Source organism: Sphingosinicella sp. CPCC 101087, assembly GCF_004151485.1.
GTDB lineage: Bacteria > Pseudomonadota > Alphaproteobacteria > Sphingomonadales > Sphingomonadaceae > Allosphingosinicella.
The window spans coordinates 161935-186763 of record NZ_SBFF01000001.1 but is presented as its reverse complement, the minus strand read 5'-3'; the positions used below and the strand labels follow the sequence as shown (position 1 = coordinate 186763).

At 66.6% G+C, this 24829-nt stretch carries 26 protein-coding genes and 1 pseudogene; 13 read left to right on the top strand and 14 right to left on the bottom strand.

Features of this window, described 5'->3' with window-relative positions; translation table 11 throughout:
• Positions 1 to 85: 85 nt before the first annotated feature.
• Positions 86 to 757, bottom strand: a complete 672-nt coding sequence (gene catB / locus EKM57_RS00895) for a type B chloramphenicol O-acetyltransferase (RefSeq protein WP_129791019.1) — start codon at positions 755 to 757, stop codon at positions 86 to 88.
• A 488-nt stretch (positions 758 to 1245) separates the two neighbouring features.
• Between catB and EKM57_RS00890 the strand changes: the two genes are divergently transcribed.
• Positions 1246 to 3672: a TonB-dependent siderophore receptor gene (locus EKM57_RS00890; protein WP_129790578.1), complete on the top strand. Its 2427-nt coding sequence runs from the start codon at positions 1246 to 1248 to the stop codon at positions 3670 to 3672.
• Between the two features lie 22 nt (positions 3673 to 3694).
• Here EKM57_RS00890 and EKM57_RS00885 read toward each other — a convergent pair whose 3' ends face one another.
• From EKM57_RS00885 to EKM57_RS00875, 3 genes are all read right to left on the bottom strand, one after another.
• Entirely contained in the window at positions 3695 to 4090 is a 396-nt protein-coding gene (locus EKM57_RS00885) for an MAPEG family protein (RefSeq protein ID WP_129791018.1), read from the bottom strand.
• Between the two features lie 96 nt (positions 4091 to 4186).
• A complete protein-coding gene (locus EKM57_RS00880; RefSeq protein ID WP_165357133.1) occupies positions 4187 to 5083 on the bottom strand; it encodes an alpha/beta fold hydrolase in 897 nt (298 codons plus the stop codon).
• 263 nt (positions 5084 to 5346) lie between these two features.
• Positions 5347 to 5673 (bottom strand): DUF6481 family protein, encoded by a 327-nt coding sequence (locus tag EKM57_RS00875; protein ID WP_129790576.1) that lies wholly within the window; start codon positions 5671 to 5673, stop codon positions 5347 to 5349.
• Positions 5674 to 5865: 192 nt separating this feature from the next.
• On the opposite strand from EKM57_RS00875, the gene EKM57_RS00870 reads away from it, so the two are divergent.
• Complete coding sequence (locus EKM57_RS00870) at positions 5866 to 6537, top strand: spermidine synthase (protein WP_129790575.1); 672 nt, start codon at positions 5866 to 5868, stop codon at positions 6535 to 6537.
• Positions 6538 to 6609: 72 nt separating this feature from the next.
• On the opposite strand, the gene msrB is transcribed toward EKM57_RS00870, so the two are convergent.
• Complete coding sequence (gene msrB, locus EKM57_RS00865) at positions 6610 to 7110, bottom strand: peptide-methionine (R)-S-oxide reductase MsrB (protein WP_243450836.1); 501 nt, start codon at positions 7108 to 7110, stop codon at positions 6610 to 6612.
• Between the two features lie 261 nt (positions 7111 to 7371).
• Between msrB and EKM57_RS00860 the strand changes: the two genes are divergently transcribed.
• The 3 genes from EKM57_RS00860 (at position 7372) to EKM57_RS00850 (ending at position 9360) form a co-directional block, all read left to right on the top strand.
• Positions 7372 to 7926 (top strand): tetratricopeptide repeat protein, encoded by a 555-nt coding sequence (locus EKM57_RS00860; protein WP_165357132.1) that lies wholly within the window; start codon positions 7372 to 7374, stop codon positions 7924 to 7926.
• Between the two features lie 141 nt (positions 7927 to 8067).
• On the top strand, positions 8068 to 8694 hold the full coding sequence (locus tag EKM57_RS00855) for a superoxide dismutase (RefSeq protein ID WP_129790573.1): 627 nt from the start codon (positions 8068 to 8070) through the stop codon (positions 8692 to 8694).
• Between the two features lie 183 nt (positions 8695 to 8877).
• Positions 8878 to 9360 carry a GNAT family N-acetyltransferase gene (locus EKM57_RS00850; RefSeq protein ID WP_129790572.1) on the top strand — a complete coding sequence of 161 codons (483 nt, stop codon included), beginning with the start codon at positions 8878 to 8880 and terminating at the stop codon, positions 9358 to 9360.
• 4 nt (positions 9361 to 9364) lie between these two features.
• On the opposite strand, the gene EKM57_RS00845 is transcribed toward EKM57_RS00850, so the two are convergent.
• From EKM57_RS00845 to dapF, 6 genes are read right to left on the bottom strand one after another with little or no spacing between them, the layout of a single operon-like run.
• Positions 9365 to 10132 carry an ABC transporter permease gene (locus EKM57_RS00845; RefSeq protein WP_129790571.1) on the bottom strand — a complete coding sequence of 256 codons (768 nt, stop codon included), beginning with the start codon at positions 10130 to 10132 and terminating at the stop codon, positions 9365 to 9367.
• A gap of 5 nt (positions 10133 to 10137) precedes the next feature.
• A complete protein-coding gene (locus EKM57_RS00840) occupies positions 10138 to 11070 on the bottom strand; it encodes an ABC transporter ATP-binding protein (RefSeq protein ID WP_129790570.1) in 933 nt (310 codons plus the stop codon).
• 10 nt (positions 11071 to 11080) lie between these two features.
• Complete coding sequence (locus EKM57_RS00835; RefSeq protein ID WP_129790569.1) at positions 11081 to 11725, bottom strand: inner membrane-spanning protein YciB; 645 nt, start codon at positions 11723 to 11725, stop codon at positions 11081 to 11083.
• Complete coding sequence (ftsY, locus tag EKM57_RS00830) at positions 11722 to 12648, bottom strand: signal recognition particle-docking protein FtsY (protein ID WP_129790568.1); 927 nt, start codon at positions 12646 to 12648, stop codon at positions 11722 to 11724. Before ftsY ends, EKM57_RS00835 begins: the two co-directional genes overlap by 4 nt.
• The gene (mtaB, locus tag EKM57_RS00825) at positions 12645 to 13919 is read right to left on the bottom strand and encodes a tRNA (N(6)-L-threonylcarbamoyladenosine(37)-C(2))-methylthiotransferase MtaB (protein WP_129790567.1); all 1275 of its coding nucleotides are present in this window, start codon (positions 13917 to 13919) and stop codon (positions 12645 to 12647) included. Before mtaB ends, ftsY begins: the two co-directional genes overlap by 4 nt.
• Positions 13916 to 14704, bottom strand: coding sequence for a diaminopimelate epimerase (dapF, locus tag EKM57_RS00820; RefSeq protein WP_129790566.1), 789 nt, complete (start codon positions 14702 to 14704; stop codon positions 13916 to 13918). Before dapF ends, mtaB begins: the two co-directional genes overlap by 4 nt.
• A 298-nt stretch (positions 14705 to 15002) precedes the next feature.
• Here dapF and ffh point away from each other — a divergent pair, with 298 nt between their 5' ends.
• The 3 genes and pseudogenes from ffh to rimM all read left to right on the top strand — a co-directional run bounded on the left by ffh (position 15003) and on the right by rimM (position 17600).
• On the top strand, positions 15003 to 16469 hold the full coding sequence (gene ffh / locus EKM57_RS00815) for a signal recognition particle protein (RefSeq protein WP_129790565.1): 1467 nt from the start codon (positions 15003 to 15005) through the stop codon (positions 16467 to 16469).
• A gap of 27 nt (positions 16470 to 16496) precedes the next feature.
• Positions 16497 to 16976 (top strand): annotated as a pseudogene (gene rpsP / locus EKM57_RS00810) (30S ribosomal protein S16); the annotation flags it as partial.
• Positions 16977 to 17114: 138 nt separating this feature from the next.
• Positions 17115 to 17600: a ribosome maturation factor RimM gene (gene rimM / locus EKM57_RS00805; protein ID WP_129790563.1), complete on the top strand. Its 486-nt coding sequence runs from the start codon at positions 17115 to 17117 to the stop codon at positions 17598 to 17600.
• 16 nt (positions 17601 to 17616) lie between these two features.
• Here rimM and EKM57_RS00800 read toward each other — a convergent pair whose 3' ends face one another.
• Complete coding sequence (locus EKM57_RS00800) at positions 17617 to 18537, bottom strand: NAD(P)/FAD-dependent oxidoreductase (RefSeq protein ID WP_129790562.1); 921 nt, start codon at positions 18535 to 18537, stop codon at positions 17617 to 17619.
• A gap of 84 nt (positions 18538 to 18621) precedes the next feature.
• Here EKM57_RS00800 and EKM57_RS00795 point away from each other — a divergent pair, with 84 nt between their 5' ends.
• Genes EKM57_RS00795 through rplS form a run of 3 tightly spaced genes read left to right on the top strand, consistent with a single transcriptional unit; the run spans position 18622 to position 21307 of the window.
• Positions 18622 to 20145 (top strand): serine hydrolase, encoded by a 1524-nt coding sequence (locus EKM57_RS00795; RefSeq protein ID WP_243450835.1) that lies wholly within the window; start codon positions 18622 to 18624, stop codon positions 20143 to 20145.
• On the top strand, positions 20142 to 20888 hold the full coding sequence (gene trmD, locus EKM57_RS00790; RefSeq protein WP_129790561.1) for a tRNA (guanosine(37)-N1)-methyltransferase TrmD: 747 nt from the start codon (positions 20142 to 20144) through the stop codon (positions 20886 to 20888). Before EKM57_RS00795 ends, trmD begins: the two co-directional genes overlap by 4 nt.
• The gene (rplS, locus tag EKM57_RS00785; protein ID WP_129790560.1) at positions 20885 to 21307 is read left to right on the top strand and encodes a 50S ribosomal protein L19; all 423 of its coding nucleotides are present in this window, start codon (positions 20885 to 20887) and stop codon (positions 21305 to 21307) included. Before trmD ends, rplS begins: the two co-directional genes overlap by 4 nt.
• Positions 21308 to 21325: 18 nt before the next feature.
• On the opposite strand, the gene EKM57_RS00780 is transcribed toward rplS, so the two are convergent.
• Positions 21326 to 22090 carry a phosphatidylcholine/phosphatidylserine synthase gene (locus EKM57_RS00780; RefSeq protein WP_129790559.1) on the bottom strand — a complete coding sequence of 255 codons (765 nt, stop codon included), beginning with the start codon at positions 22088 to 22090 and terminating at the stop codon, positions 21326 to 21328.
• 172 nt (positions 22091 to 22262) lie between these two features.
• Here EKM57_RS00780 and EKM57_RS00775 point away from each other — a divergent pair, with 172 nt between their 5' ends.
• Both EKM57_RS00775 and EKM57_RS00770 read left to right on the top strand, forming a co-directional pair.
• Positions 22263 to 22892 (top strand): PadR family transcriptional regulator, encoded by a 630-nt coding sequence (locus tag EKM57_RS00775; RefSeq protein WP_371414107.1) that lies wholly within the window; start codon positions 22263 to 22265, stop codon positions 22890 to 22892.
• Positions 22889 to 23215, top strand: coding sequence for a DUF2218 domain-containing protein (locus EKM57_RS00770; RefSeq protein ID WP_129790558.1), 327 nt, complete (start codon positions 22889 to 22891; stop codon positions 23213 to 23215). The genes EKM57_RS00775 and EKM57_RS00770 overlap by 4 nt, the downstream gene beginning before the upstream one ends.
• Before the next feature lie 77 nt (positions 23216 to 23292).
• Here EKM57_RS00770 and EKM57_RS00765 read toward each other — a convergent pair whose 3' ends face one another.
• A complete protein-coding gene (locus EKM57_RS00765) occupies positions 23293 to 24825 on the bottom strand; it encodes a helicase HerA-like domain-containing protein (protein ID WP_129790557.1) in 1533 nt (510 codons plus the stop codon).
• Positions 24826 to 24829: the final 4 nt, after the last annotated feature.

Sequence of the window (24829 nt, the reverse complement as noted above, 5' to 3'; positions counted from 1 at the left end):
CCGCCCAGTGGAGCGAAAGAGGGGGCGCGCGTGCGCTGGCCGTGGTGAACGGAGAGCGGTCGTCCCCGCTCTCCGTTCACGATCCTCAGGGCCGGCCAGGATCTTCCGCCGTGAGATTTCGCGGCTTCTTTGCGATCCGCTCGCTCCAATGATGGTGGAGGGCCTCCACCTCTCCGCTAGTCAGCAAAGGCATGGCAACCTTCAGCTGCTCGTCGGTCCAGTCCCACCATGCCATTTCCAGCAGCATGGCTATACGAGCATCCTCGAACCGCTTGCGGATCGGCTTTGCGGGATTGCCGCCGACGATCACGTAGGGTTCCACGTCCCGTGTCACGAGAGCCCTCGTTCCGATCACGGCCCCATGGCCTACCTTGATCCCCGGCATGACGATGGCTTCCGAGCCGATCCAGACATCGTTGCCGACAACGGTGTCTCCCGCCGGCAAGTAGCCGTTGTGGGCGCCCGCAAATTCCGGCGCATCCGGGTAGAAGAAGAAAGGGAAGGTGCTTACCCATTCATTCCGGTGCCCCTGGTTGCCGGCCATGATGAAGCTTGCGCCCGATCCGATCGAGCAGAAGCTGCCGATCACGAGCTTGTCGGCGTCCTCGTCGGGCAGAAGGAAACGGGCGCAATCGTCGAAGCTATGGCCATGATAATAGCCGGAATAATAGCTGTATCGTCCGACGATGATATTCGGGTGGGTAACCTGTCGTGAAAGCGGGATGCCCTTGAACGGGCTTTCGAAATAGTTGGTCATCGGGATGCTCTCTGCACGGCGTTCCGCGCTCGGGAGCGCGGCCGCCATCAAGACAAAAGGCGATCATGGCCGACGGGCGCAAAGGCGCCGGTTCAGCCTTGTTCCTCGCGTCAGCCGCGCGGGAACACCATGTCGATGGTACAGGGAGCAGCCTTCATAGCGGCAGCATGGCCCGCCCGCGCGAGCCTGGCAAGCGTGCTGGAGCAATCCCGATTCGGGCGGCGCGCGCACACTCCTGCGGGGCTATAGAGCACAGGAACCGTTCCTCGGCCAAGCCACGCTGCGATATGCGCGGCATGCACGACTTCTTCGGTGCCGATCCGGCGCGGCCGGACTTGCGCCGGTTGCTTCGTCACGCGAGGCTGAGCGCGTCGCGCCTGCGTGGCATTCGGATCGGGATAGGCGTTGGGCGGCGTCACGAGTCCGCATCCGGTTCGGCAACTGTTAAGCGGCCAGGCCGCAAGGGCTCCCCCAAAGGGAGTTCTCATTTGAAATCGCAAAAGCCCGTCGCGTCTGTCTTCGCTCTTCTTCTGCTCTCCGCCTCCTGGCCCGTGCTCGCCCAAAGCGAGGCGGTGCCGCCCGCTGAGGCCGAGGATCCGGCGCTGGTCGAGGATCCGGCGTTCGATCCGGACGCGGAGCTGGACGAGGAGGTATATGACCAAGAGATCGTGGTTGCCGGCACGCGGCGGCCGCCGCGCGGATCGGTCATCGGCGACATCGAGCCCGAGGTGACTCTCAATGCCCGCGACATTCGCGCTTATGGAGCCTCCAACCTCGCCGAGCTGCTCGAGGAATTGAGCCCGCTCACCGGCAGCATCCAGGGCCGCGGCGGCGGCCAGCCGGTCATCCTCCTGGGCGGCCGTCGCATCAGCAGCTTCCGCGAAATTCGCGATCTTCCGCCCGAAGCCGTCGTCCGCGTCGACATCCTGCCCGAGGAGGTCGCGCTCAAATATGGCTATCGCGCCGACCAGAAGGTCGTGAACTTCGTGCTGAGGCGCCGCTTCGAGGCGGTCACCGCCGAGGTCGAGACCGTCCAGGCCACCGCGGGCGGCCGCCAGGAATATGAGGCGGACGTCAATTACCTGCGTATCGCGGAAGGCAGCCGTCTCAGCATCGATGCCGAATATGAGCGGTCCAATCCCCTCTTCGAGACCGAGCGCGACCTCGCCGACGCCGATCCCGACCGCACGCTGCTGAGTGCCTCTGATTCGGCGGAGCTGGGCGCCACTTACAACCGCACGATCCTCGGCAATGTTTCCGCGACGTTGAGTGCGGAGCTGGAAGGGGAGGACACGCTGGCGGCGCTCGGTCGCGCCGAGGACGGCTCGCAGCGCCTGCTCCGCAACCGCCGCAGCCGAACCGGCGACATCGGCTATGCATTGAACGGCGACTTGGCCGGCTGGAATTGGTCGCTCGACGGTGGTTACGAGCGTATATGGTCGACGACGCTCACCGACCGGGACCTGCCCGGCGGCGTCGGCCGCGATCGAGCAGAATCGGCCGCCAGCACGATCCGAAGCGAAGGCACCGCGAGCGGCGAGCTGTTCGAACTTCCGGCCGGTGCCGTGTCGGCCACGATCGGGGCCGGTTTCAATTTGCGCGACATCGAAAGCGAATCCTCCCGTTCGGGCATCGTCACCTCCACCCGCCTTTCCCGAGATCAGGGCAACGTCCAGGCCAATCTTGACCTGCCGCTGCTCGACGACAGTCCGGTCGGTACCCTCTCGGCCAATGCCAACGGACGAGTCGAGCGGCTTTCCGACTTCGGCACGCTGACCACCCTCGGCTACGGCATCAATTGGGAGCCGGTCGATGAGGTCAGGCTGATCGCCTCCATGACGCACGAGGAGGGCGCGCCAAGCATTCAGCAGCTTGGAGATCCGGTCCTCGCCACGCCCAATGTCCGCGTCCTCGATCTCGTCACCGGGCGGACGGTGGATGTCACCCGCATCGAGGGCGGCAATCCCGACCTGCTCGCCGACAATCGCCGGGAGCTGAAGCTCGGCCTGACCGTGCGGCCGCTCGACGGCCTCACCGTCCTCGCCAACTTCACCGACGAGCGGACCGAAAATCCGACGGCCAGCTTCCCCACGGCGACGCCGGAGATCGAGGCCGCATTCCCCGACCGATTCGAACGCGATGCCGAGGGAAATCTGCTGCGCATCGACAGCCGTCCGGTCAATTTCGCGCGAAGCCGCCAGCGCCAGATCCGCTGGGGGTTCAACTGGTCTGAGACGCTCGAGGCACCGCCGCCCATCGGGCCTGACGGTCAGCCGCTCACGCCCGAACAGATCGAGGAGCGTCGCGAAGCGCGCCGCAGCGCCCGCGAGGGCGGGCAGGGCCCGGGTGCCGGCGAGCGGGGTGGTCGCGGCGGCGGACGTTTTGGCGGCGGCGGCGGGCGCGGGTTCGGCGGTGGGCGGCAGGGCCGCGTGCAGCTCAGCCTCTTCCATACCGTGCGTCTCGTGGACACGATCCTGATCCGTCCGGGCGTTCCCGAGCTCGACCTGCTCGACGGTTCCGCCGTCGGCGGCCGGGGCGGGCAGCCGCGCCACGAGGTGCAACTGCGCGCCGGCTACAGCCGCAACGGGCTTGGCGCGCGCCTCAATGTCGATTGGCAGAGCGCCACCCGCCTGCGCGCGGATCCGAATGGTGCGCCCTCGCCGCAAGACCTGACGTTCGGCGATCTCGCGACCGTCAATCTTCGGCTCTTCGCGGATCTCGGCGCACAACGGGCTTTGGTTCGGTCGGTGCCTTTCTTCCGCAGCTCGCGGGTGACGCTGGCGGTCGACAATCTTTTCGATCAGCGGCTCGACGTGCGCGACGCCGCCGGCGTGGTGCCGATCGGCTACCAGCCCGATCTGCTCGATCCGATCGGGCGTTCCATCCGCATCAGCTTCCGCAAACTGTTCTTCTAGCTTCCCTCCAGCCCGGCCGGCCTCAGTGAAGGAGGGCCGGAACGAGCACCATCAGAATTCCGGCCACGCTGACCAGAAAGCAGATCGTTCGCACCACCGGAATGCCGACGGCGTAGAGCGGGAGATAGACGATACGCGCGGCGAGCCAGATTCCTGCGCCTGCAGCGGTGACGTCGCTGGTGCGGTCGCCGACGACGGCGATCAGGACGGCCGCGATCATGATCGGGAAGGTCTCGAAGTAATTCGCCTGAGCTCGGGCCAGGCGGCCTGCGAGCGGCTGCAGCGGCGGAAGCGCCTCGTCCCGCGCGCTCATGTTCCATTTCGTCCCATATTGCCGGGTCTTGGCGCGCACGGCGGCGAAGATGTGCACCAGGGCCAGGATACAGCCCCACCCGAGAACCCAGAGCTCCGTCGGCATCATCGGCCTTTCAGGCGTTCCGAGAACCGTCAAACTAGCAGCGGCCGAAGCGGATGCAACGGGCGCGCCGGGCGACCTGCTGCGGCCGACGCTGGTCTAGCGATCACCGCCGTCACGTGACCGGTAGCGTTCGAGTATCCGGAGCAGGAGCGTGTTGAAGGACTGTGGATTCTCCATCATCATGAAATGGCCGACCCCGGTCGTCGGGACGACGTCCACGCCGTGGGCCTTCAGCGACTCCGCGTCCGGTCGCGAGGCTTCGGCGTTGATGGCGACGATCGGGGCTTCTAGGCCGCGGATCGTCTCGGTGATCGTCCTGCCGTAATTCAGCGAGGATTCGAGCGCCGGCACGGCGATCTCGGGTGGGGCGGAGGCCATATCCTCCGCAACCCGTTCGATCAGGGCCTGGTCCGCGCCCGCTGGGAACATGCCGCGCACGAACTCCCGCGTCGTGGCCGCGAAATCGTCGCGGAACGGCCGAACCAGAATTTCGATGTCCTCGGGCGAGCGCCGGGCCCCGAATTGCCGATAGGTGTCGACCCAGATGATGGCTTTCACCCGGTCGCCGAGTCGCAGGGCGGCGGCGACCGCGACGTCGCCGCCCATCGAATGTCCGACGAGAATGACGTCGCCCTCAACGGCCTGCGCGACGACCGCTGCGACATCCTCGCCGAAGGAATCGATGGTCCAGGCGCGGCGGCCGGCGCCCGACTCGCCGTGCCCGCCGAGGTCGACCGCCACCACCTTGTACCACTCAGCCAGCGGGCCGAGCTGGGAGGACCAATAGCTCCGGTCGCAGGACCAGCCGTGGATGAGGATGAGGGTCGGCTCCCCGATCCCATGGACTTCATAGACAATCGGAACGCCGTTGGCGGAGGCGACGGAATGCGTCGTCTGCGGCTGCGCGTCGACCTTCGCCTCGACGGACGCCGTGGCCCCCACGAGCGAGGCGATCGCCAGCCAGCGCGTCACGCAATGCAGGAAAGATTGCACGGCCCGTTCCTCCGGAAGCCGAGCCGGAGCATATACGATCTTGGAGCAGCCGCCCATCGCCCGAAAAGGTGCGTGGGCGACCTACGACACCCGTCGCCATTCACGTGACCGCGGCATCCTGCGGCGGCGGCACAATCGGATCGACGAGGCGAAAATTGGGTTGGAGGGCAGATCGGGCTCGGCCCGGAGCAGCTCTAGGCGCATCTCGGCCAAGGCGCCCTGATGATCCGGCTCACCACTCCAAGCGAAGCGCTGCCGCTCTTCTACCGCTTGCCCTTGCGGCTCTTCCGCGCGGCGTACCGGGCGTCCCGCGCGGCCTTCAGCTCGGCCTCGGTCTTGGCCGGCTCGGTCGCGGAAACGGCCGCTTCCGCGCGCATCGCCTTCTCGGCCTTCTCCCGCTCGCGCGCCGCCTGCTTCTCCTCCCGCGCCTTCGCCTGGGCCTCTTCCCGGGCCATGCGTGCGGCACGGCGCTCCGCCAGCGCCGCTTCGTCGACTGGCGGCTTGGCGCGGAAATTTTCCAGCGCCGCCTGCTTGGCCTTGGCGGCGAGGGCGGCGCGCTCCTGGAAGGTCGGTTGCTTGAACGGAGGCATGAGAGTGGTTGGTTCCTGCTTTGGCGGAGGATCGCAGGCGGTTACGCCGATAGGGCATATAATGCGAGTCCCCAAAGCCTTGCGGGTGGGAAATTGTGCTCGTGCGATTGACGATGCCCTCAAAATGGCGTCACCGGCTCGGCGGTTCCGCGGCGGAAGGGGCGACGTGACGACCCATCTGGAGCAGGCTCGATGAAACCACGGCAGCTGATCGGAACGGCCAGGGTGCCGGGAGGCGAGGCGCTCCGCCTGTTCCGGCGCGGGGATGACTTCATGATCGTGCTCGACCGCAACGAGCTGATGAGCAGCCGGATGAGCGGGTCGGAAGAAAGCCTCGCCGTGATGACCTGTGAACGGCTGCGCAACCGCGTCGCGCCTCGTCTCCTGATCGGAGGCTATGGCATGGGCTTTACCCTGCGCGCGGCTCTGGCGGTGCTCCCGTCCGAGGCCCGGGTGACGGTTGCGGAGCTCGTGCCCGAAATCATCGAATGGGCAAGGGGGCCTATGGCCGAGCTTGCCGCCGGATGCCTGGACGATCCGCGCGTCGATCTGGTCGAGCGAGACGTCGCGGCGCTCATCGACGAAGGACGTGACGCCTATGACGCGATCCTGCTCGATGTCGACAATGGTCCCGACGGGCTCGTTCGCGATGCGAATGAGCGACTCTATTCGTTGTCGGGCCTGGCGGCGGCAAGAGCGGCCCTGAGGCCATCCGGCGTGCTCGCGATCTGGTCGGCGGCTCCGGATGCCGCATTCGCGCGCAGGCTCCGGGCGGCCGGATTTGCGGTCGAGGAGGTCGTCGTGCGGGCGCGGAGCAACGGCAAGGGCCCCCGCCATGTCATCTGGTTCGCTCGGTCGGCCTAGAAGCTGGCGAGCTGCGGCATCTTCCGAGTGGTCAGGCGCATTCGCCTGACTTCATAATGCTCGATCCGAGCCTCATCCCGGCCAGACCTGACCCTCCGGCGCGCCGCGGCCGAGCTTGTCGGGGAGGGGTTCGCCCTTCGGCGTGAACTCCAGCGACACCGAATTGATGCAATAGCGCTCTCCGGTCGGCGGCGGACCGTCCGGAAAGACATGACCCTGGTGGCCGCCGCACCGGCCGCAGACGATTTCGATGCGGACCATGCCGTAACTGGTGTCCCGGATCTGCTCCAGATGTCCTGGAGCGAACGGGGAGGTGAAGCTCGGCCAGCCGGTGCCGCTCTCGAACTTTGTGCCGCCGCTGAACAAGGGGAGGCCGCATAGCCGGCAGGTGAACAGGCCCTCGCGCTTCTCGTCGAGAAAAGTGCCGCAAAACGGCGCCTCGGTGCCGTGCGCGAGGAGCACCTGGCGCTGCTGCTCGTTCAGATCGGCGGCCAGCGCCTGGAACTGGCTCTCGGTCGGCGGCGTGAGGTCGAAGGTCGTCCGATCCTGGGCGATCTGGTCGGTCATCTTCATTCTTCCTTTCCTGACGATCCGCGGCCCTGATCAAGAGTCTGGGCGGCGAACGGGCGGTCCGTCCTGACATAGGATCGCTTGCTCTCCACTGCGAGCAGCTTGGAGGCAGCATCGATCAGAAATCCGCCACAACGACGCCGCCGGTGGATTGGGCGGCGCGCTGCCTGGATGCCACGGCAACGCCAGAGAGGGGCATTTCGGCATGAATTCCAGTTGCTTTCATGCTATTGTCGGGCTCGCCCATGGTTGAAGGAGTCGACTATGGCAAAGAGCAGCGTAGCGGTCGCCGCCCTGCTCGCGGCGTCTCCGGTCCCGGCCCTCGCCTCGGTCACCGTCATCGGCAGCAGCTCGGCCCGCTTGTGCATCCAGGCCGCGGATTCGCCGCTGCAGCCTACCTTCCAGGACCTGCGGCACTGCGATCAGGCGTTCGGCGAGACGTCGCTCAGCCTCTACGACACCGTCGCCACCCATGTTAATCGCGGTATCCTGCGGCTGCGCCATAATCGTGTCGAGGAGGCGATGGCCGATTTCGACCGGGCGATCGAACTCGATCCCGAGCAGCCCGAGGCCTATCTCAACAAGGGCGCCCTCATGATCCGGCTCAACGATCCCGGCCGGGCGCTGCCACTTTTCAGCCTGGCGCTTCAGCACGAGACCAGCCGGCCGGCGCTTGCGCATTACGGCCGGGCCGTCGCCAATGAAGCGCTCGGCAATGTTCGCGAGGCCTATTCGGACTATCGGAGGGCAAGCGAACTTGCGCCCGGGTGGGAGGAGCCGCGGCTCGAGCTGCGCCGCTTCCGCGTCGTCACCCGTTGAATCGGAGCCGTTCGTCAGGAGAGCCGGAGGCGGCCGCCGTGGCTCGGCTGCCCCGATTCATCGTTCAAACGGAAAAAAGGGGGTGCAAAGCGGGTCTCGTGAGCGTTAGCGGGAAACCCACATCAAAAGGAGGAATCAACCATGGCCTTTCGGCTTCCCGATCTGCCTTATTCCCGCGACGCGCTCGGCGAATTCATGTCGGCCGAGACGCTCGAATATCATCACGGCAAGCACCACAAGGCCTATGTCGACAAGACGAACGGCATGCTCGGCGCCAAGGGACTGGAGGGTGCATCGCTCTCCCGGGTCATTCTGGCCGCGAAGGAGAAAGGGGACGCGCCGCTGTTCAACAACAGTGCGCAGATCTGGAACCACAGCTTCTACTGGCAGTGCCTGGCTGCCCCGGAAGGTCAGCGGCCGACCGGCAGGCTCGCCGAGCTGATCGACGAGAGCTTCGGCTCGAGCGACAACCTCCTCGCCAAGCTGAAGGAGGAAGCGGTCGGTCACTTTTCCAACGGCTGGGCCTGGCTGGTGCTCGACCAGGGCGCGCTGAAGATCACCTCGCTGCACGATGCCGATACGCCCGTCGCCTATGACGGAATGCAGCCGCTCCTGACGCTCGATATCTGGGAGCATGCTTATTATATCGACTATCGCAACGCCCGCCCGGACTTTGCCGAGAAGGTGCTCGGCAACATCGTCAATTGGGAGTTCGTCGCCCAGAACTTGGACGGCAACGGCGTCTCGAGGGCCGACCAGGAAGGCTGAGCGCCCTGTCGCCACGAACCGCGACGAGGGGAGGCGGCAGGCAGGCCGTCTCCCTTCTTCATTCCAACATGCTCCTTCCTTTCGGACGAGGCGCTCGACGGGCGGGAGCCCGCAGGGTGCCTTGCGTCGTCACCACCCAAACTTTCCCCTGAAGAGGGGCCGAACCGGGGGCCTCGACCCGCCATGCATATTCGCCCCGCCGACTTGAACGATGCCGCCTCGATCTGGCGTATCATCGGCCCGACGATTCGCGCCGGCGAGACCTATGCGCTCGATCGGGACATGACCGAGAGCCAAGCCATCGCTTACTGGATGGGCGAAGACCGGGAGACGTTCGTCGCAGCGGAAGGCGGCGAGATTCTCGGCACCTACTATCTCCGCCCCAACCAGGCCGGCGGCGGCAGGCACGTCTGCAATTGCGGCTACATGACCGCCGCGGCCGCAAGCGGTCGCGGCGTCGCTCGCGCCATGTGCCTGCACTCCCTGGAGCACGCGCGGCAGCGCGGCTATCGCGCCATGCAATTCAACTTCGTCGTCAGCTCGAACGATCGAGCCGTGAAGCTGTGGGAATCGCTCGGATTTGAGATCGTCGGTCGACTGCCGGGGGCCTTCGAACACCCGGCCCTTGGCTATGTGGACGCCCTGGTCATGTTCCGGCGGCTCTAGGGTCCTAGCTTTTCAGCCGATAGCCCGTCCTGAAAATCCATCCGACGATCACCAGGCAGAGCAGGAAGAAGCCGAAGGTGGCCGTCAGGCTGATCCAGACGCCGACATCGGACGTGCCGAAGAAGGTCCAGCGGAACCCGCTGATCAGATAGACCACCGGATTGAACAGGGTGGCGGTGCGCCACGGCTCGGGCAGCATGTCGATCGAGTAGAAGGCACCTCCCAGGAAGGTGAGGGGAGTGACGATGAGCAGGGGGATCACCTGGAGTTGCTCGAATCCTTTTGCCCATATCCCGATGATGAATCCGAACAGGCAGAAGGTCGCGGCGATAAGAACCAGGAAGAGGATCATCGGCAGCGGGTGCGCGATCGTCACGTCGACGAACAGGTTGGCGGTGGCGAGGATTACGAGCGCCACCGTGATCGACTTGGTCGCGGCGGCGCCGACATAGCCGAGCACGATCTCGAGTGGCGAGAGGGGGGCCGACAGCAGCTCGTAGATCGTGCCGGTGAAGCGCGGCATGTGAATTCCGAAGGAAGCGTTGAATATGCTCTCGGTGAACATCGACAGCATCATCAGCCCGGGCACGATGAATGATCCATAAGGGACGCCGCCAATCTCGGTCATCCGCGATCCGATCGCCGCCCCGAAGACGATGAAATAGAGCGAGGTGGTGATCACCGGCACCGCAAGTCCGGTCCACAAGGTCCGCATGAAGCGGTGCATCTCGAAGCGATAGATCGCCCAGACACCCTGCGCGTTGAAGTTCATGGCGCTCACTCTCCCCTTCGGTCGCTGACCAGGCTGACGAAAATGTCCTCGAGCGAGCTCTGGCGCGTGTTGAGGTCCTTGAAGGCGATGCCGTGATCCCTGAGCCGCGCGAGCAGCGAGGGAATGCCGGTCCGGTCCGCCTTGGCGTCGAAGATATATTGGAGCTCGTGGCCGTCCTGGTTCAGCGCCAGGTTCCACTCCGATAGCTCGGGTGGGATGGCGGCGAGCGGCTCGGCGAGCTGAAGCGTCAGCTCTTTCTTGCCGAGCTTGGCCATCAGCGCATTCTTCTCCTCCGCAAGGATCAGTTCGCCGCGGTTGATCACCCCTACCCGATCGGCCATCTCCTCGGCCTCCTCGATATAATGGGTGGTGAGGATGATGGTGACGCCGCGCTCGCGAAGCCTGCGCACAAGCTCCCACATGTCGCGTCTCAATTCGACGTCGACCCCGGCGGTGGGCTCGTCGAGGAACAGCACCTCGGGCTCATGGGCGAGCGCCTTGGCGATCATCACGCGCCTCTTCATCCCGCCCGACAGCTCCCGGATCTTGGCGCCGCGCTTGTCCCACAGCGACAGGTCCCGAAGCACCTTCTCGACGTAGGACGGATCGCGCGGGCATCCGAACAGACCGCGGCTGAACATCGTGGTCGCGAATACCGATTCGAACTGGTCGGTGTGCAACTCCTGCGGGACCAGGCCGATCTTGCGACGGACCTGGCGGTAGTCGCGAAGGATGTCGTGTCCGTCGACTGTGACGGTGCCGGCGCTCGGCGTGACCAGCCCGCACACGATGCTGATCATCGTCGTCTTGCCGGCGCCGTTCGGCCCCAGCAGCGCGAAGATCTCGCCGCGCTCGATGTCCAGGTCGAGCGGCTTGAGCGCCTGCAGCCCGGAGGCATAGGTTTTGCTCAGTCCCCTGATCGATATGACCGGCGCCATTGTCTTCCTTCTACTGGGTTGGCGGGATCGGAGGCTCTTCCTTCGCTGCCTCGAGAGCGAATCCGTGCCGCATCAACATCGGAACGTTCGCCGCGACGAACAGGAAGGTGGCCGGAAGGGTGAACCAGAGCTTGAACGCGACCCACGTGTCGGTCGAGGTTGATCGCCACACCGCCTCGTTGAGAGCGGCCATCACCACGAAGAAGAGGATCCAGTTGCGGGTCAGCAGGTGCCAACCGCGGTCCGAAAGGCCGGGATAGACGGTACCGAGCACCATTTTCATGAGGTTGCGTCCGGTGACCAGGCCGAACGTCAGCAGGGCGGCGACCACGCAATAATAGATTGTCGGCTTGATCTTGATGAAAGTCTCGTCGTGCAGCCAGATGGTCAGCCCACCGAGCATGACGACCATGATCCCGGAGAACCAGAGCAGGGGCGAGATGTGGCGATATTTGAGCTGGGAGACCAGCATCGCGATCATCATCGCGACCATGAACACGCCGGTGGCGACGAATATCTTCAGCGAGTCCGGCACCGGCGCCAGGAAGTTGGTGAGGAAGAAAGCCAGCAGCGGCCCGAGGTCGATCAGGAGTCGCGCCCCGGCGCTCGGTCCGGCCGGCACCTTCGGCGTCTCGTCTGTCCTGGACTCGCTCATGCCGCCACTCCGGATATGGCGCGGGCCACTTCCGCGGCGTCGAAGGGGCGGAGGTCGTCCATGCCTTCGCCCACTCCGATCGCGTGGATCGGCAGGCCGTAGCGATCGGCCGCGGCGACCATGACGCCGCCGCGGGCTGTCCCGTCTAGCTTGGTCATGACCAGGCCGGTAACGCCCGCCACCTCGCGGAACACCTCGATCTGGCTCAAGGCGTTCTGGCCGGTGGTGGCGTCGAGCACCAATACGACGTCGTGCGGCGCGGCCGGGTTCAGCCGGCCCAGCACCCGGCGTATCTTGGCAAGCTCGTCCATCAAATGCTTCTTGTTCTGCAGACGGCCGGCGGTGTCGACGATCAGAACGTCGATCCCTTCCGCCGTCGCCTTCTTGACCCCGTCATAGACGATTGCCGAGCTGTCGGATCCTTCCGGCCCCGCGATGACCGGCACGCCGGCCCGATCCGCCCAAATCCTCAACTGCTCGATGGCCGCCGCGCGGAACGTGTCGCCGGCGGCGAGCAGGACTGAATAATCCTGCTCCTGGAACAGATGGGCGAGCTTGGCGATCGTCGTCGTCTTGCCGGATCCGTTGACGCCGACCACCAGAATGACCTGCGGCCGGGGGAAGGCGTCTATCTCGAGCGGCTCGGCGACCGGAGCCAGGATCTTCTCCAGCTCCTGCGCCACAACGGCGCGAACGGCCGCCTCGGTGACTCCGAGTTCGAACCTTTCCTCCTCCAGCCGGGCCCTCACCTTGGCGGCAGTGGCGGGGCCGAGATCGGAGGCGACCAGAGCCTCCTCGATCTCGTCCAGCGATTCCTCGTCGAGCGCCGCTCTGTTGAGCAGGCCGGTGAGATTGTCGCCGAGCCGGTCCGAGGTCTTGCGAAACCCCGAGCGGACGCGTTCGTACCAGGGCAGGTCGGTCATGCCGGCACCCCGAGCAGCATGTCGCCTTCGAGGCCGGTAATCCTCGCTTCCATCATTCCCCCGACGTCGGCGCCCGCACATACCCGCACTGGCGCGAAATTCTCCGCGTGGCCGCTTCCTCCCCCCGGCCCCGATTCCACGCGCTCGATCAGGACCGTCTGGCGGCTGCCGACAAGGCCTTCGAGCCATGTCCGCCGCCGGCGGGCCGTCGCTTCGCGCAACGCCCGCGCGCGCGCCTTCACGGCCTGCGGATCGACCCGCGGCATTCGTGCCGCCGGCGTGCCTTGCTTGGGTGAATAAGGGAAGATGTGACCCATGACGATGTCGCATTCATCGATCAGGGCGAGGCTGTTCGCGTGCATCGCCTGCGTTTCCGTGGGAAATCCGGCGATCAGGTCCGCGCCGATAGCGATGTCCGGCCGCTTCGCCTTCAAGCGCTCCACCGTCTGGACCGCGTCGGCCCGGCTGTGCCGGCGCTTCATCCGTTTCAGGATCATGTCGTCGCCGGCCTGGAAGCTCATGTGGAGGTGAGGCATGAAGCGCGGCTCTTCGGTAGCCAGGGCGAACAGCCGCTCGTCCATCTCGATGCAATCCAGCGAAGACAGGCGCAGCCGCGGAAGCTCGGGCACGTAAGTCAGGATCCTTTCTATCAGTCGGCCGAGCGTGGGCGCGCCGGGGAGGTCGGCGCCGTAGCTGGTGACGTCGACGCCGGTGAGAACGACCTCCTTGTGGCCCTCGGCGACCAGCGAGCGGATCCGCTCGATCACCAATCCGGCCGGCACCGATCGGCTGTTCCCGCGGCCATAAGGGATGATGCAGAAGGTGCAGCGATGGTCGCAGCCATTCTGCACCTCGACGAAGGCCCGCGCACGCTCGGAAAAGCCGGTCAGCAGGTGCGACGCCGTCTCGCGGACCGACATGATGTCGGAAACGCGGACCTCGGCCGGGGCTTCGTCGAACATTCGCGGGGAAGTGCCGAAGGAGGTTGCTTCCATCTTCTCGCGATTGCCGAGCACGCGCGCCACTTCGGGCATCCGGGCGAACGTCTCGGGCTCGATCTGGGCGGCGCAGCCGGTGACCAGGATGCGGGCGTCGGGGCGCGCGCGCTTGGCCCTGCGGATCGCCTGGCGCGTCTGGCGCACCGCTTCGTTCGTGACGGCGCAGCTGTTGACGATGACGAGATCATGCTCGGTCGCGGCGAGGCGGCGCATCGCCTCGCTTTCGGCGGCGTTGAGTCGGCAGCCCAAGGTGATGATCTCGGGGCCGCTCACGACGGCAGCTCGCCGGTGAAGACGTGGGTGGCGGGGCCGGTCATCCGGATCGTCCCGCCCGGCTGCCAATCGACTGTCAGCGTCCCGCCGGGAAGCCGCACCTCGACCGCGCCAAGGGCCAGTTTGCGACGGATGGCGGCCACCGCGGTCGCGCAGGCGCCGGTGCCGCAGGCCAAGGTCAGGCCTGCGCCGCGCTCCCACACCCGCAGGCGGATGGAGTCCCCGTCGATCGAAGCGACGTTGACGTTGACCCGCTCCGGAAAGAGCGGATCATTTTCGACGAGGGGGCCGAGCCGCTCGAGCTCGACGGCGTCCGGGTCGTCGACGAAGAAGACCACATGCGGGTTGCCGACGTTGACCGCCGACGGGTTCCGCAAATCCTCCCAGCCGACCGGCATGTTCAGCGTATCCATCGCAAAGCCGAGCGGGATCTCGTCCCATCCGAAGCGCGGGCTACCCATCTCGATCGTCGCGCCGCTGCCGTCCGCCCGGCCGCGCAGAATTCCGCCGGCAGTCTCGATCGTGACCTCGCCGCCTTGCAGCAAGGCGACGCAGCGCGTCGCATTGCCGCAGGATTCGACCTCGCCGCCGTCGGCATTCCAGATCCGCATCCGCACGTCCGCAACCTGGGACCGCTCGATCAGGATCAGCTGGTCGCAGCCGATGCCGGTGTGCCGGTCGGCGATCCTCCTCGCCCGCGCGGCGTCCATCTCGACCGCCTGCTCGCGCGCGTCGATGATGACGAAGTCGTTGCCGAGGCCGTGCATCTTGCGGAAGGGGATCATTGCGCTGGCGATCTAGAGGGAATTCGAGCCGGGTGGAACCCGGCGGCTCGGAAATCACGGAAAGTGAAATAGGTCCTGGCGGAGGTGATTCAATGCGGCCGTTCTCGCCGGGCCCATGACGCGTCTCCGGAGTCCAACTTGCCTTCTCTTGCCACTGCGGCTATGCGCGCCCACATCCCGATCACGGGTGAGTGCTGAAGCGTCAAGGACGCACGCTGGCCGGCGAGGTTTCGCCCGCCGGCGCTTTTGCGTTTGTGACCAGGGCTTGCCGCTGACCGGAGAAGCGAAGGAGCGTTAGATGTTCGAGAGCCTCGGCGACCGCCTCAGCGGCGTGTTCGACCGCCTGCGCGGCCGCGGCGCCCTCAACGAGGCGGACGTCCGCGCCGCCATGCGCGAGGTCCGTATCGCCTTGCTCGAGGCCGATGTCGCGCTGCCCGTCGTTCGCGAATTCGTCGACAAGGCCACCGAACAGGCGGTCGGCCAGCAGGTCCTTCGCTCGGTCACTCCCGGCCAGCAGGTCGTGAAGATCGTCCATGACGCGCTGGTCGAGATGCTCGGCGCCGAGGAGGCGGGCCTCGACCTCGCCGTGACGCCCCCGGCCGTCGTCATGATGGTCGGTCTCCAGGGCTCGGGCAAGACGACGACGACCGCGAAGATCGCCAAGCGGCTGACCGAGAAGGAGCGCAAGAAGGTCCTGATGGCCTCGCTCGACGTCGCCCGTCCGGCGGCGCAGGAGCAGCTCGCCGTGCTCGGTCGCCAGGCCGATGTCGCCACATTGCCGATCGTTCCCGGCCAGCCGCCGGTCGACATCGCCCGGCGCGCGCTCAACGCTGCCAGGCTCCAAGGCTATGACGTGCTGATGCTCGACACGGCCGGCCGGCTCCACGTCGACCAGGCGCTGATGGACGAGATGAAGGCCGTTGCCGGCGCGACGCAGCCCCATGAAGTGCTCCTCGTCGCCGACGCCATGACGGGCCAGGACGCGGTCAACGTGGCCAAGAGCTTCGTCGACGAGATCGATCTCTCCGGCGTGGTTCTCACCCGTCTGGACGGCGACGCCCGCGGCGGTGCCGCTCTGTCGATGCGCGCGGTGACCGGGCGGCCGATCAAGTTCGCGGGCATCGGCGAGGGGATCGACGCGATCGAGCCGTTCCATCCGGAACGGATAGCCGGCCGCATCCTCGGCATGGGCGATGTCGTGAGCCTGGTCGAGAAGGCGCAGGAGACGATTCAGGTCGAGGAGGCCGAAGCGCTCGCCAAGAAGATGGCGAAGGGCCAGTTCGATCTCAACGACCTTCGCAGTCAGCTGCGCCAGATGCAGCGCATGGGCGGCCTCGGGGCGCTTGCCGGGATGCTTCCCGGCCTTGGCAAGATGAAGAATCAGATCAACCAGAGCGGCGTTCTGGAAGGCAATGTGCTGGGCCGGCTCGACGCGATCATCGGTTCGATGACTCCGAAGGAACGCGCCAAGCCGGAGGTGCTGAACGCCAAGCGCAAGATTCGAGTCGCGAAGGGCTCCGGCACCACCGTGCAGGAGGTAAACAAGCTCCTCAAGATGCACCAGGAGATGTCCACGGCGATGAAGAAGATCCGCAAGATGGGCGGGCTCGGGAAGCTCGGCGCGCTCTTCGGCGGCGGCATGGGCGGAATGGGCGGCCCCGGAGCGCCCGGCGCGCTTCCCCCGGGTCTGCCTGGCGGGTTTCCCGGTCTTCCCGGCGGCCAAGGCGGCACGCCGTTCAATTTGCCTAAGAATTTCAAGAAATGAGCATGTTCACCAGAAAGGAATGGTAAAATGGCAGTAGCAATCCGGCTTTCCCGGGGCGGCGCGAAGAAGCGCCCTTATTACAAGATCGTGGTCGCCGATTCGCGCAATTCGCGCGACGGCAAGTTCATCGAGCGGATCGGCAGCTACAATCCGCTGCTCGCCAAGGACGATCCCGAGCGGGTGAAGCTGGACGCGGACCGCGCTCGCCATTGGCTGTCGGTCGGTGCGCAGCCGAGCGACCGCGTCCACCGCTTCCTCGATGCCGCCGGCATTCTCGAACGGCCGGCTCGTAACAACCCCAACAAGGGCACTCCGGGCGAGAAGGCCAAGGAGCGCGCCGAGGAGCGTGCCACCCGTGCAGCCGAGGCCGCCGAAGCGCAGGCCGAGGAACCCGCCGAGGCCGAGTCGGTCGAGACTGCGGCCGAACCCGCCGAGGCGTCTGCTCCGGAGCCGGCTGCAGAAGCCGCACCCGCCGAGGAGGCTTCGGCCGAAGCGCCTGCCGAGCAACCGGCGGCCGAAGAAGCTCCTGCCGAGGAAGCGACACCCGCCGGGGAAGCGTCCAACGAGGGCGTGTCGACTGCCGAACCCGCCGAAGGCTCGGACGAGGCCGCTCCCGAGGAAGGTGCCGAAAAGGCGCAGTAACCCTTGTCGGAGCCTCAGGTCATCCTCGCTGCCGTCGCCGGCGCGCATGGCGTCGGCGGCGAGGTGCGCCTGAAATTGTTCGCCGAGGGCCCGGAGAGCCTGAAGCGGCATAAGCGCCTGTTCGCCGGCGAGAGGCTGCTGACCCTGCAGTCGCTCCGCGCGGGCGGCGGTGGCGCGATTGCCCGGTTCAAGGGAATCGATGGTCGCGAGGCCGCCGAGTCGCTCCGGGGGCAACTCCTCTCCGTCCCACGCTCAGAGCTGCCGCCGCTCGACGAGGGGGAATATTATCATGCCGACCTGCTCGGACTTCCCTGCGACAGCCGGGAGGGCGAAACGCTCGGCACCGTCGTCGGCGTCGAGAATTTCGGCGCGGGCGACATCATCGAGATCGAAAAGCCGGATGGACGACGCGCGATGATCCCGTTCAGGCCGGGAATCGCCGATCTCGAGGCGGGCCGGATCGTCGCCGATCCCGCGTTTCTCGCCTGAGCTTCCCGCCGCCGGCTCAGCGCAGGAGCGGCCGCAGCTTCGAAAGGTCGTTGCGGATCGTCGTCGCCGCGACGCCGCCTTCGCCCAGCGCGTGGCTGATCTGGTCGAGACCAAGGACGACGTCACCGGCGGCATAGACCCCGGGAACGTTGGTGCGCTGGTGGGAATCGACGGTGATGCATCCCGTTTCGCTGGCCAGCCCGACCCCGATCTGCTCGGCCAGTTCGACATGTGTGTCGGAGCCGAGCGCCGGGTAGACGGTGTCGAACGTGTGGTGACCCTCCGCCGTCTCGACGACGATGCAGTCCTCCTGAATGGCGACGCCGCGTGATGGGCCGTCGAGGGTGTGGATGCCGCTCTCCCGGAGCCGCTCCTGGTCCTCCGGCTCGAGGCGGTGCGTCTCGTCGGGCGCAACCAGCGTGACGTCGGCGGTATAGCCGCGGAGGAACAGAGCCTCGGCGACGCCGTGCGATCCGCTTCCGATCACGCCGACTTTCCGGTCGGTGACTTCATAGGCATCGCAGATCGGGCAGTAGCGGATCAGGCCGCGGGCAAGGGCCTCCTGGTGCAGCTCCTCGTCCATGTCGGGCCGCCGATTGCGCACGCCGGTCGCGAGCAGCACCGACCTTGCCGTGGCCGAGCCTTCGCCCCATTCGGCGCTGAAACCGCCGTCGACGCTGTCGAGCCGGGTCACACGGCCATGGGAGAAGGAGGCGCCATATTTCTCCGCTTGCTCCCGCATCCGCCGCAGCAAGTCGTCCCCCGATATGCCTTCGGGAAAGCCCGGAACGTTGCGGGTGCAGGGAATCCAGCTCGCACGGCTTCGGCCGGCGTCGACGATGCCTATCTTGAGGTGGAAGCGGGCCAGGTAGATGGCCGCGGTCAGCCCGGCGGGCCCCGCGCCGACGATCAGGCAGTCGAGCTTGTCTTCCTTCATCGCGCTTCAGCGCGGCGGCGCGGCCATGGTTCCCTGTTCGCGTCGCGCGCCATGCCCGCTATGCAAGGGTGCGGAGGTGGTTCCATGTCGATTTCGAGACTGTTGCTGGCGACCTTGATGTTCGGCGCTTCCGCCACGGCCGTGGCGCAGGAGCGCTCACCGTCGGCGCTGCCGGCGGCTGTGGAGCAGGTGTCACCCTCGATCGATTCGCGGTTCCGCCGTTTTCAGGAGGAGGCCCACGTGCCGGGGCTCGTCTGGGGGATCGTCAAGGACGGCCGGCTCGTGCATTCCGGCTTCTCTGGCGTCCAGGATCTGGAAACGCAGCGGAGGCCCACGGCTGATACGCTCTTCCGAATCGCCTCGATGAGCAAGGCCTTCACCGCGCTTGCCATCCTCAAGCTACGCGACGAGGGCCGCCTGTCGCTCGACGCGCTCGCCGAGACCTATGTCCCCGAGATGCGCGGTTGGCGATATCCGACCACCGATTCGCCTCGAATTCGCGTCCGCGATCTTCTCAGTCACGTCGGCGGGCTCGTCACCGATGATCCTTGGGGCGATCGCCAGACGCCCATGTCGGAAGAGGACTTCACACTGATGCTGAGCCGGGGCGCTCCCTTCTCCCGCGTGCCGCAGACCCAGTATGAATATTCCAACTTCGGCTATGCCGTGCTGGGCCGCATCGTCACCAACGTCTCCGGCCGCCCGTTCAAGGACTATATCGAGCAGGAGATCATGCGACCGCTCGGCATGGAATCGACGGGCTATGACATATTCGCGGCGCCGCAGGAGCGGCGGGCGCTCGGCTATCGCTGGGAGAACGAGGCCTTTGCGCGCGAGCCGGGCATGGCGCACGGCGCGTTCGGCGCGATGGGCGGCGTCCAGACCAGCCTTTCCGATTATGCGCGCTGGGTCGCCTTCCTGCTGTCGGCCTGGCCCGCGCGCGACGGGCCGGAGCAGGGCCCCGTTCGCCGATCGACGGTGCGCGAACTGGCCCAGGGACTGAACTTCCTGGCCTTCCGCCCGCGGCCGGGGCTCGACGGCGCCGAGCCATGCCGCACGGCCATCGCTTACGCGATGGGCCTCATCGTCGCGCGCGACTGCGACCTGGGAACGACCCTGGCGCATGGCGGGGGCTTTCCCGGCTACGGCTCCTATGTGGTGCTGATGCCGGACCATGGCGTCGGCATCTTCGCTTTTGCCAACCGGACCTATGCAGCGCCGTCCGCACCGGTGTTCGAGGCCGCGCTCGAGCTCGAGCGGGCCGGGCTGCTGGAGCCGCGCTCCGTCCCGGTGAGCGAGGCGCTTGCCGGCGCGTATCGCGCCGCCGGGGAGATGTATCGTGCGGGTAGCCTCGAACCCGGCCGGGACCTTCTCGCGATGAACTTTCTGATGGATCGCTCGGCCGACAACTGGGCGCGGGAGTTCGCGCGCCTCAAGACGGAAGCGGGCGCGTGCCGCACCGATGGGCCGATCACCGCTACCGGAGCTCTCTCCGGGCGGTTCCTGTGGACTTGCGATCGCGGGCGCCTCGAAGGACAGCTGCTGCTTGCCCCGACCGAGCCGGCCGGAATCCAGGCGTTGCGGCTGAGCGTCGCGTCCGACCGGTGACCTGGGCCGCGACCGTCCTGACCCTTTACCCCGAGATGTTTCCCGGGCCGCTCGGCCACAGCCTGGCCGGGCGCGCGCTGGGGGAGGGGATCTGGTCGCTCGAGACGGGTCAGATCCGCGACTTCGCCACGGACAGGCATAGGTCGGTCGACGACACGCCGGCCGGGGGCGGGGCGGGCATGGTCATGCGCGCCGACGTGCTGGCGCGGGCGGTGGACGACCTATTGGCGCGCCGGCCGGAGGTGCCGCTGATCGCGATGACGCCGCGGGGGCGGCCGCTCACCCAGGCTTATGTGCGCACGCTCGCGGCCGGCCCGGGCGCGTCCATCCTGTGCGGCCGTTTCGAAGGCATTGACGAGCGCCTTTTCGAGGCTCGGCCCATTGTCCCGCTATCGATCGGCGACTATGTGCTTTCCGGTGGCGAGACGGCGGCTTTCGTCCTGCTCGATGCTTGCGTTCGGCTGCTCCCCGGGGTAATGGGCGCGCCGACCAGCGGCGAGGAGGAGAGCTTTGAGGGCGGCCTTCTCGAATATCCGCATTATACCCGACCTTATGAGTGGGAAGGGCGCACGATCCCCGAAGTGCTGCGATCGGGGGATCATGCGAAGATCGCCGCCTGGCGAAGAGCGAAGGCGGTCGAGGAGACACGGCTAAGGCGGCCGGACCTGATCGAGCGTCACGGGGACGCGCGAAGGCCACCGCCCTCTGGCGCGCGGCGCAAAGAAGAGAGCGACAAGTCATGAACATCATCCAGCAGCTCGAGGCCGAGGCGATCGAGCAGTTCAAGTCGACCAAGGCCATTCCCGAATTCCGGCCGGGCGACACCCTTCGCGTCGGCGTGAAGGTGGTCGAGGGCGACCGGACCCGCATCCAGAATTTCGAGGGCGTCTGCATCGCCCGCGCCAACCGGGGCCTGGGCAGCTCCTTCACCGTTCGCAAGATCAGCTTCGGCGAGGGCGTCGAGCGCGTCTTCCCCCTTTATTCACCCAACGTGGAATCGATCGAGGTCGTCCGCCGCGGCGCCGTTCGCCGGGCGAAGCTTTATTATCTGCGCGGTCGTACCGGCAAGGCGGCCCGCATCGCCGAGCGGCGCGATACCCGCACCACTCAGGCGGCGGTCGCCGAGACGGCGACCCCGCAGACCGAGAACGCCGAGGGCTGAGCCCTCGCGGCATATCGATCAACGGGAAGGCGGTCGCTTTGGCGGCCGCCTTTCTCTTTCGCGCCTCCCGCTGCCGCGCGCGGTGCGGACCAGCCCCAATATCAGCAGCATCGCGGCACTGGCGGTTGACGACCAGAACCAGGCTGCGGCTGCACCGTCGCTCCATCCCGGCCAGAGCAGCGCGGCGGTCGCGCCCGCCCATGTCAGGGTCAGAAGAGGAAGCCAGGGGCCATAGTCGCGCACCCGGAAGGGGTGGACGAAATGGATCGGCGCGAAGCTCGACAGAGCCAGGGCGAAGACGATGATCGCACCGGCCGTCGCCCCCGGCGCCGCAACGTAGAGATAGAGTGCGACGACGTTCCAGAGGGCCGGAAAGCCGCGGAAATAATTGTCCTCGGTCTTCATGTCGCTGCGCGCGAAGACGTAGAGTGAGGAAAGCTGGATGAGCGCGCCCAGGGGTACGGCGAGTGCTGCCGGCACCAGGCCGGCCTGCCAGATGAAGATGGTGGGAACGAAGACATAGTTGAGATAGTCGATGACGAGGTCCAGGACCGCGCCGTCGATGCGCGCAGCCCGTTCCTTCACCCGGAACCGTCTCGCCAGCGTTCCGTCGACTCCATCGACGGCCAGCGCGATCCCGAGCCACAGTAACGCCAGCCGGAGCTCGCCACGACCGATCGCCTCGAGCGCGAGCAAGGCCAATATGGCGCCGCTCGCCGAAAAGGCGTGGATGAGCCAGGCGGCGATCACTGGTCCACCCTGCTGTCGTCGTGGCTGCTCCATGGACCGATCCTCGCATCGTGCCGCCGTTCCGGCCAATCGGATATTCCGAACGCCGGGGCTGGGGCATGAGGTCCCGCGGTGCAGTGGTGGAACACGCGAACTATTTCGAAGATATATCTTGCAGTCTCGATTGGCCGAAGATATATCGCAGCTAGTCTTGAAGGAGGATGCCATGGGCATGCGTTTCAGAATGGGCGGCTGCGGGCCGCGGGGTTTCGCTTTTCCGGAAGGTCTGATCGCGATGGGTTTCGGCCCCGGCGGCGGCTGGGGTCACGGCCGCGGCTGGGACTGGGATGCCGATTGGGGAGGTGGTGGCCGCGGCCGCCGGGGTCGCCGGCGGCTATTTGAGCCGGGCGAGCTCAGGCTCGTCCTTTTGAAGCTGATCGCCGACCAGCCGCGGCATGGCTATGACCTCATCCGCGCGATCGAGGAAATGACCCATGGCGCTTATGCGCCGAGCCCGGGCGTCGTTTACCCGACGCTGACCATGCTCCAGGACATGGGCCTGATCGAGGAAGCGCTGGAAGGCGCCGAGGCGCCGCGCAAGGCCTTTGCCGTGTCGGCCGAAGGGCGGGTGCATCTCGACGAGAAAGCGGACGAGGTCGAGGCGTTGATCGCGCGCCTGGAAGACATAGGCGGCGACCGGCGCAAGGCAGGTGGGCCGCCGATCCGGCGCGCGGTCGGCAATCTGCTTTCGTCGCTGTGGCACCGGGTCACCCGCGACGATGTCGACGAGCAGACGTTGCACGAGATTGCGGCGATCCTCGACGAGGCGGCACAGAGGATCGAGCGGCTGAAATGAGTGGAGCCGTTGCGAGCACCGCCGAGGTGCCGACTAAGAATGCGAGTCGCTACCTCCAGCAATTGTGCAAGCACTGGCAGCACAATCTCGAGGTCACTTTCGATGCAAACCAGGGCAGGATTGTCTTCCCCCGCGATGCGCGGGGTGCGGACTGGCCCGGTGAGGGGGTGATCACGATGACGGCGCGGGCGGAGACGCTCGACTGCCGGATCGATGCCTCCGCTCCGGGCCAGCTCGAGGCGCTCAAGGGGGCCCTCGCGCGCCACCTCGACCGCTTCGCCTTTCGGGAGGCGCCGCTCCGCTTCGAGTGGCAGGAAGCCTGAGCAAGCCGGATTCCTGTCCCGCCATGCTGGCTTCGGCGCTTCACGTGAGTGGCGGGGAGGGCGAGTCGGGCTGAGCTTTACCGCCCGCGGAACAGTCCGCCGAGAAGGCCCCGAACGATCTGGCCGGCGATCCGGTTGGTGAACTGGCGCTGGACCGATCGGCCGAGCTGTCGCACCACCTGTTCGTGGAGCGGCGCGTTGCGCTGCCGTTCACGCTCGGCCCGGGCGGCTTCGCGCTGGGCCTTCTCGGCGTCCTTGCGAGCCCGCTCGGCGTCGCGTTCGGCTTGCGCGGCCTGGGCCGCCGCGGCCGCCTGCTCGGCGCGTCCGCGCAGGATCTCGTGGGCGCTCTCGCGATCGAGGCTGGCTTCGTAGCGATCGCCGATCGGCGACAGGGACTGGATGATCGCGCGCTCCTTCGGACTGAGCGGTCCCGCCCGGGAGCAGGGAGGGCGGACCAGCACGCGGTCGACGGGGGTGGGTGCGCCGCTTTCGTCCAGCACCGAGATCAGCGCTTCCCCCGTTTTCAGCTCCGTGATCGCCGCCGCGACGTCGAGTTTCGGATTGATGCGGAACGTTTCGGCCGCCGCCTTCACGGCTCTTTGGTCACGCGGCGTGAAGGCCCGCAGCGCATGCTGCACGCGGTTTCCGAGCTGCCCGGCGACTTCGTCCGGAACGTCGATCGGATTCTGTGTGACGAAGAAGATTCCGACGCCCTTGGAACGGATCAGCCGGACCACCTGCTCGACTTTATCCCGCAGCGCATCCGGAACGTCGTCGAACAGCAGGTGTGCCTCATCGAAGAAGAAGACGAGTTTCGGCTTGGATTGATCGCCGACCTCGGGGAGCTCCTCGAAAAGCTCCGAAAGCAGCCAGAGCAGGAAGGTCGCATAGAGCTTGGGCTGAGCCATCAGCTTTTCGGCAGCAAGGATGTTCACTTGGCCGCGACCATTCTCGTCGGCCTGGATGAAATCGGTGATGGCGAGAGCCGGTTCGCCGAAGAAGCGATCCGCGCCTTGCGCGCCGAAGGCGAGGAGCTGCCGCTGGATGGCGCCGACGCTGGCCTTGGAGATGTTGCCATAGCGGCCGGACAATTCGCTGGCACGCTCGGCACAGGCGGCGAGCATCGATTGCAAATCGTCGAGGTTGAGCAGCAGCAGGCCTTCGTCGTCGGCGAGCCGGAAGGCGATGTTGAGCACGCCCTCCTGGGTCTCGTTGAGGCCGAGCAGACGGGCCAGGAGCAGCGGTCCCATCTCCGAGATCGTGGTCCGCACGGGATGACCCTGCTCGCCATAAAGATCCCAGAAGATCACGGGATTATCGGCATAGGCAAAATCGTCGAGGCCGATTTCGGAGGCGCGGCCTACGAAGGCCTCGTGCGCCTTTTGCGTCGGCGCGCCGGGCATGGCCATTCCGGCAAGATCTCCCTTCACGTCCGCTACGAACACCGGGACGCCGGCGCGCGAGAAACCCTCGGCCAGGCCCTGCAGGGTCACCGTTTTGCCCGTTCCCGTCGCGCCGGCGATCAGGCCGTGCCGGTTCGATCGGTCGAGCCGGAGCGCGACCGCGCCGTCGGCGCCACGTCCGAGAAAGATGGTCTGCTGCGGGTCCATGACG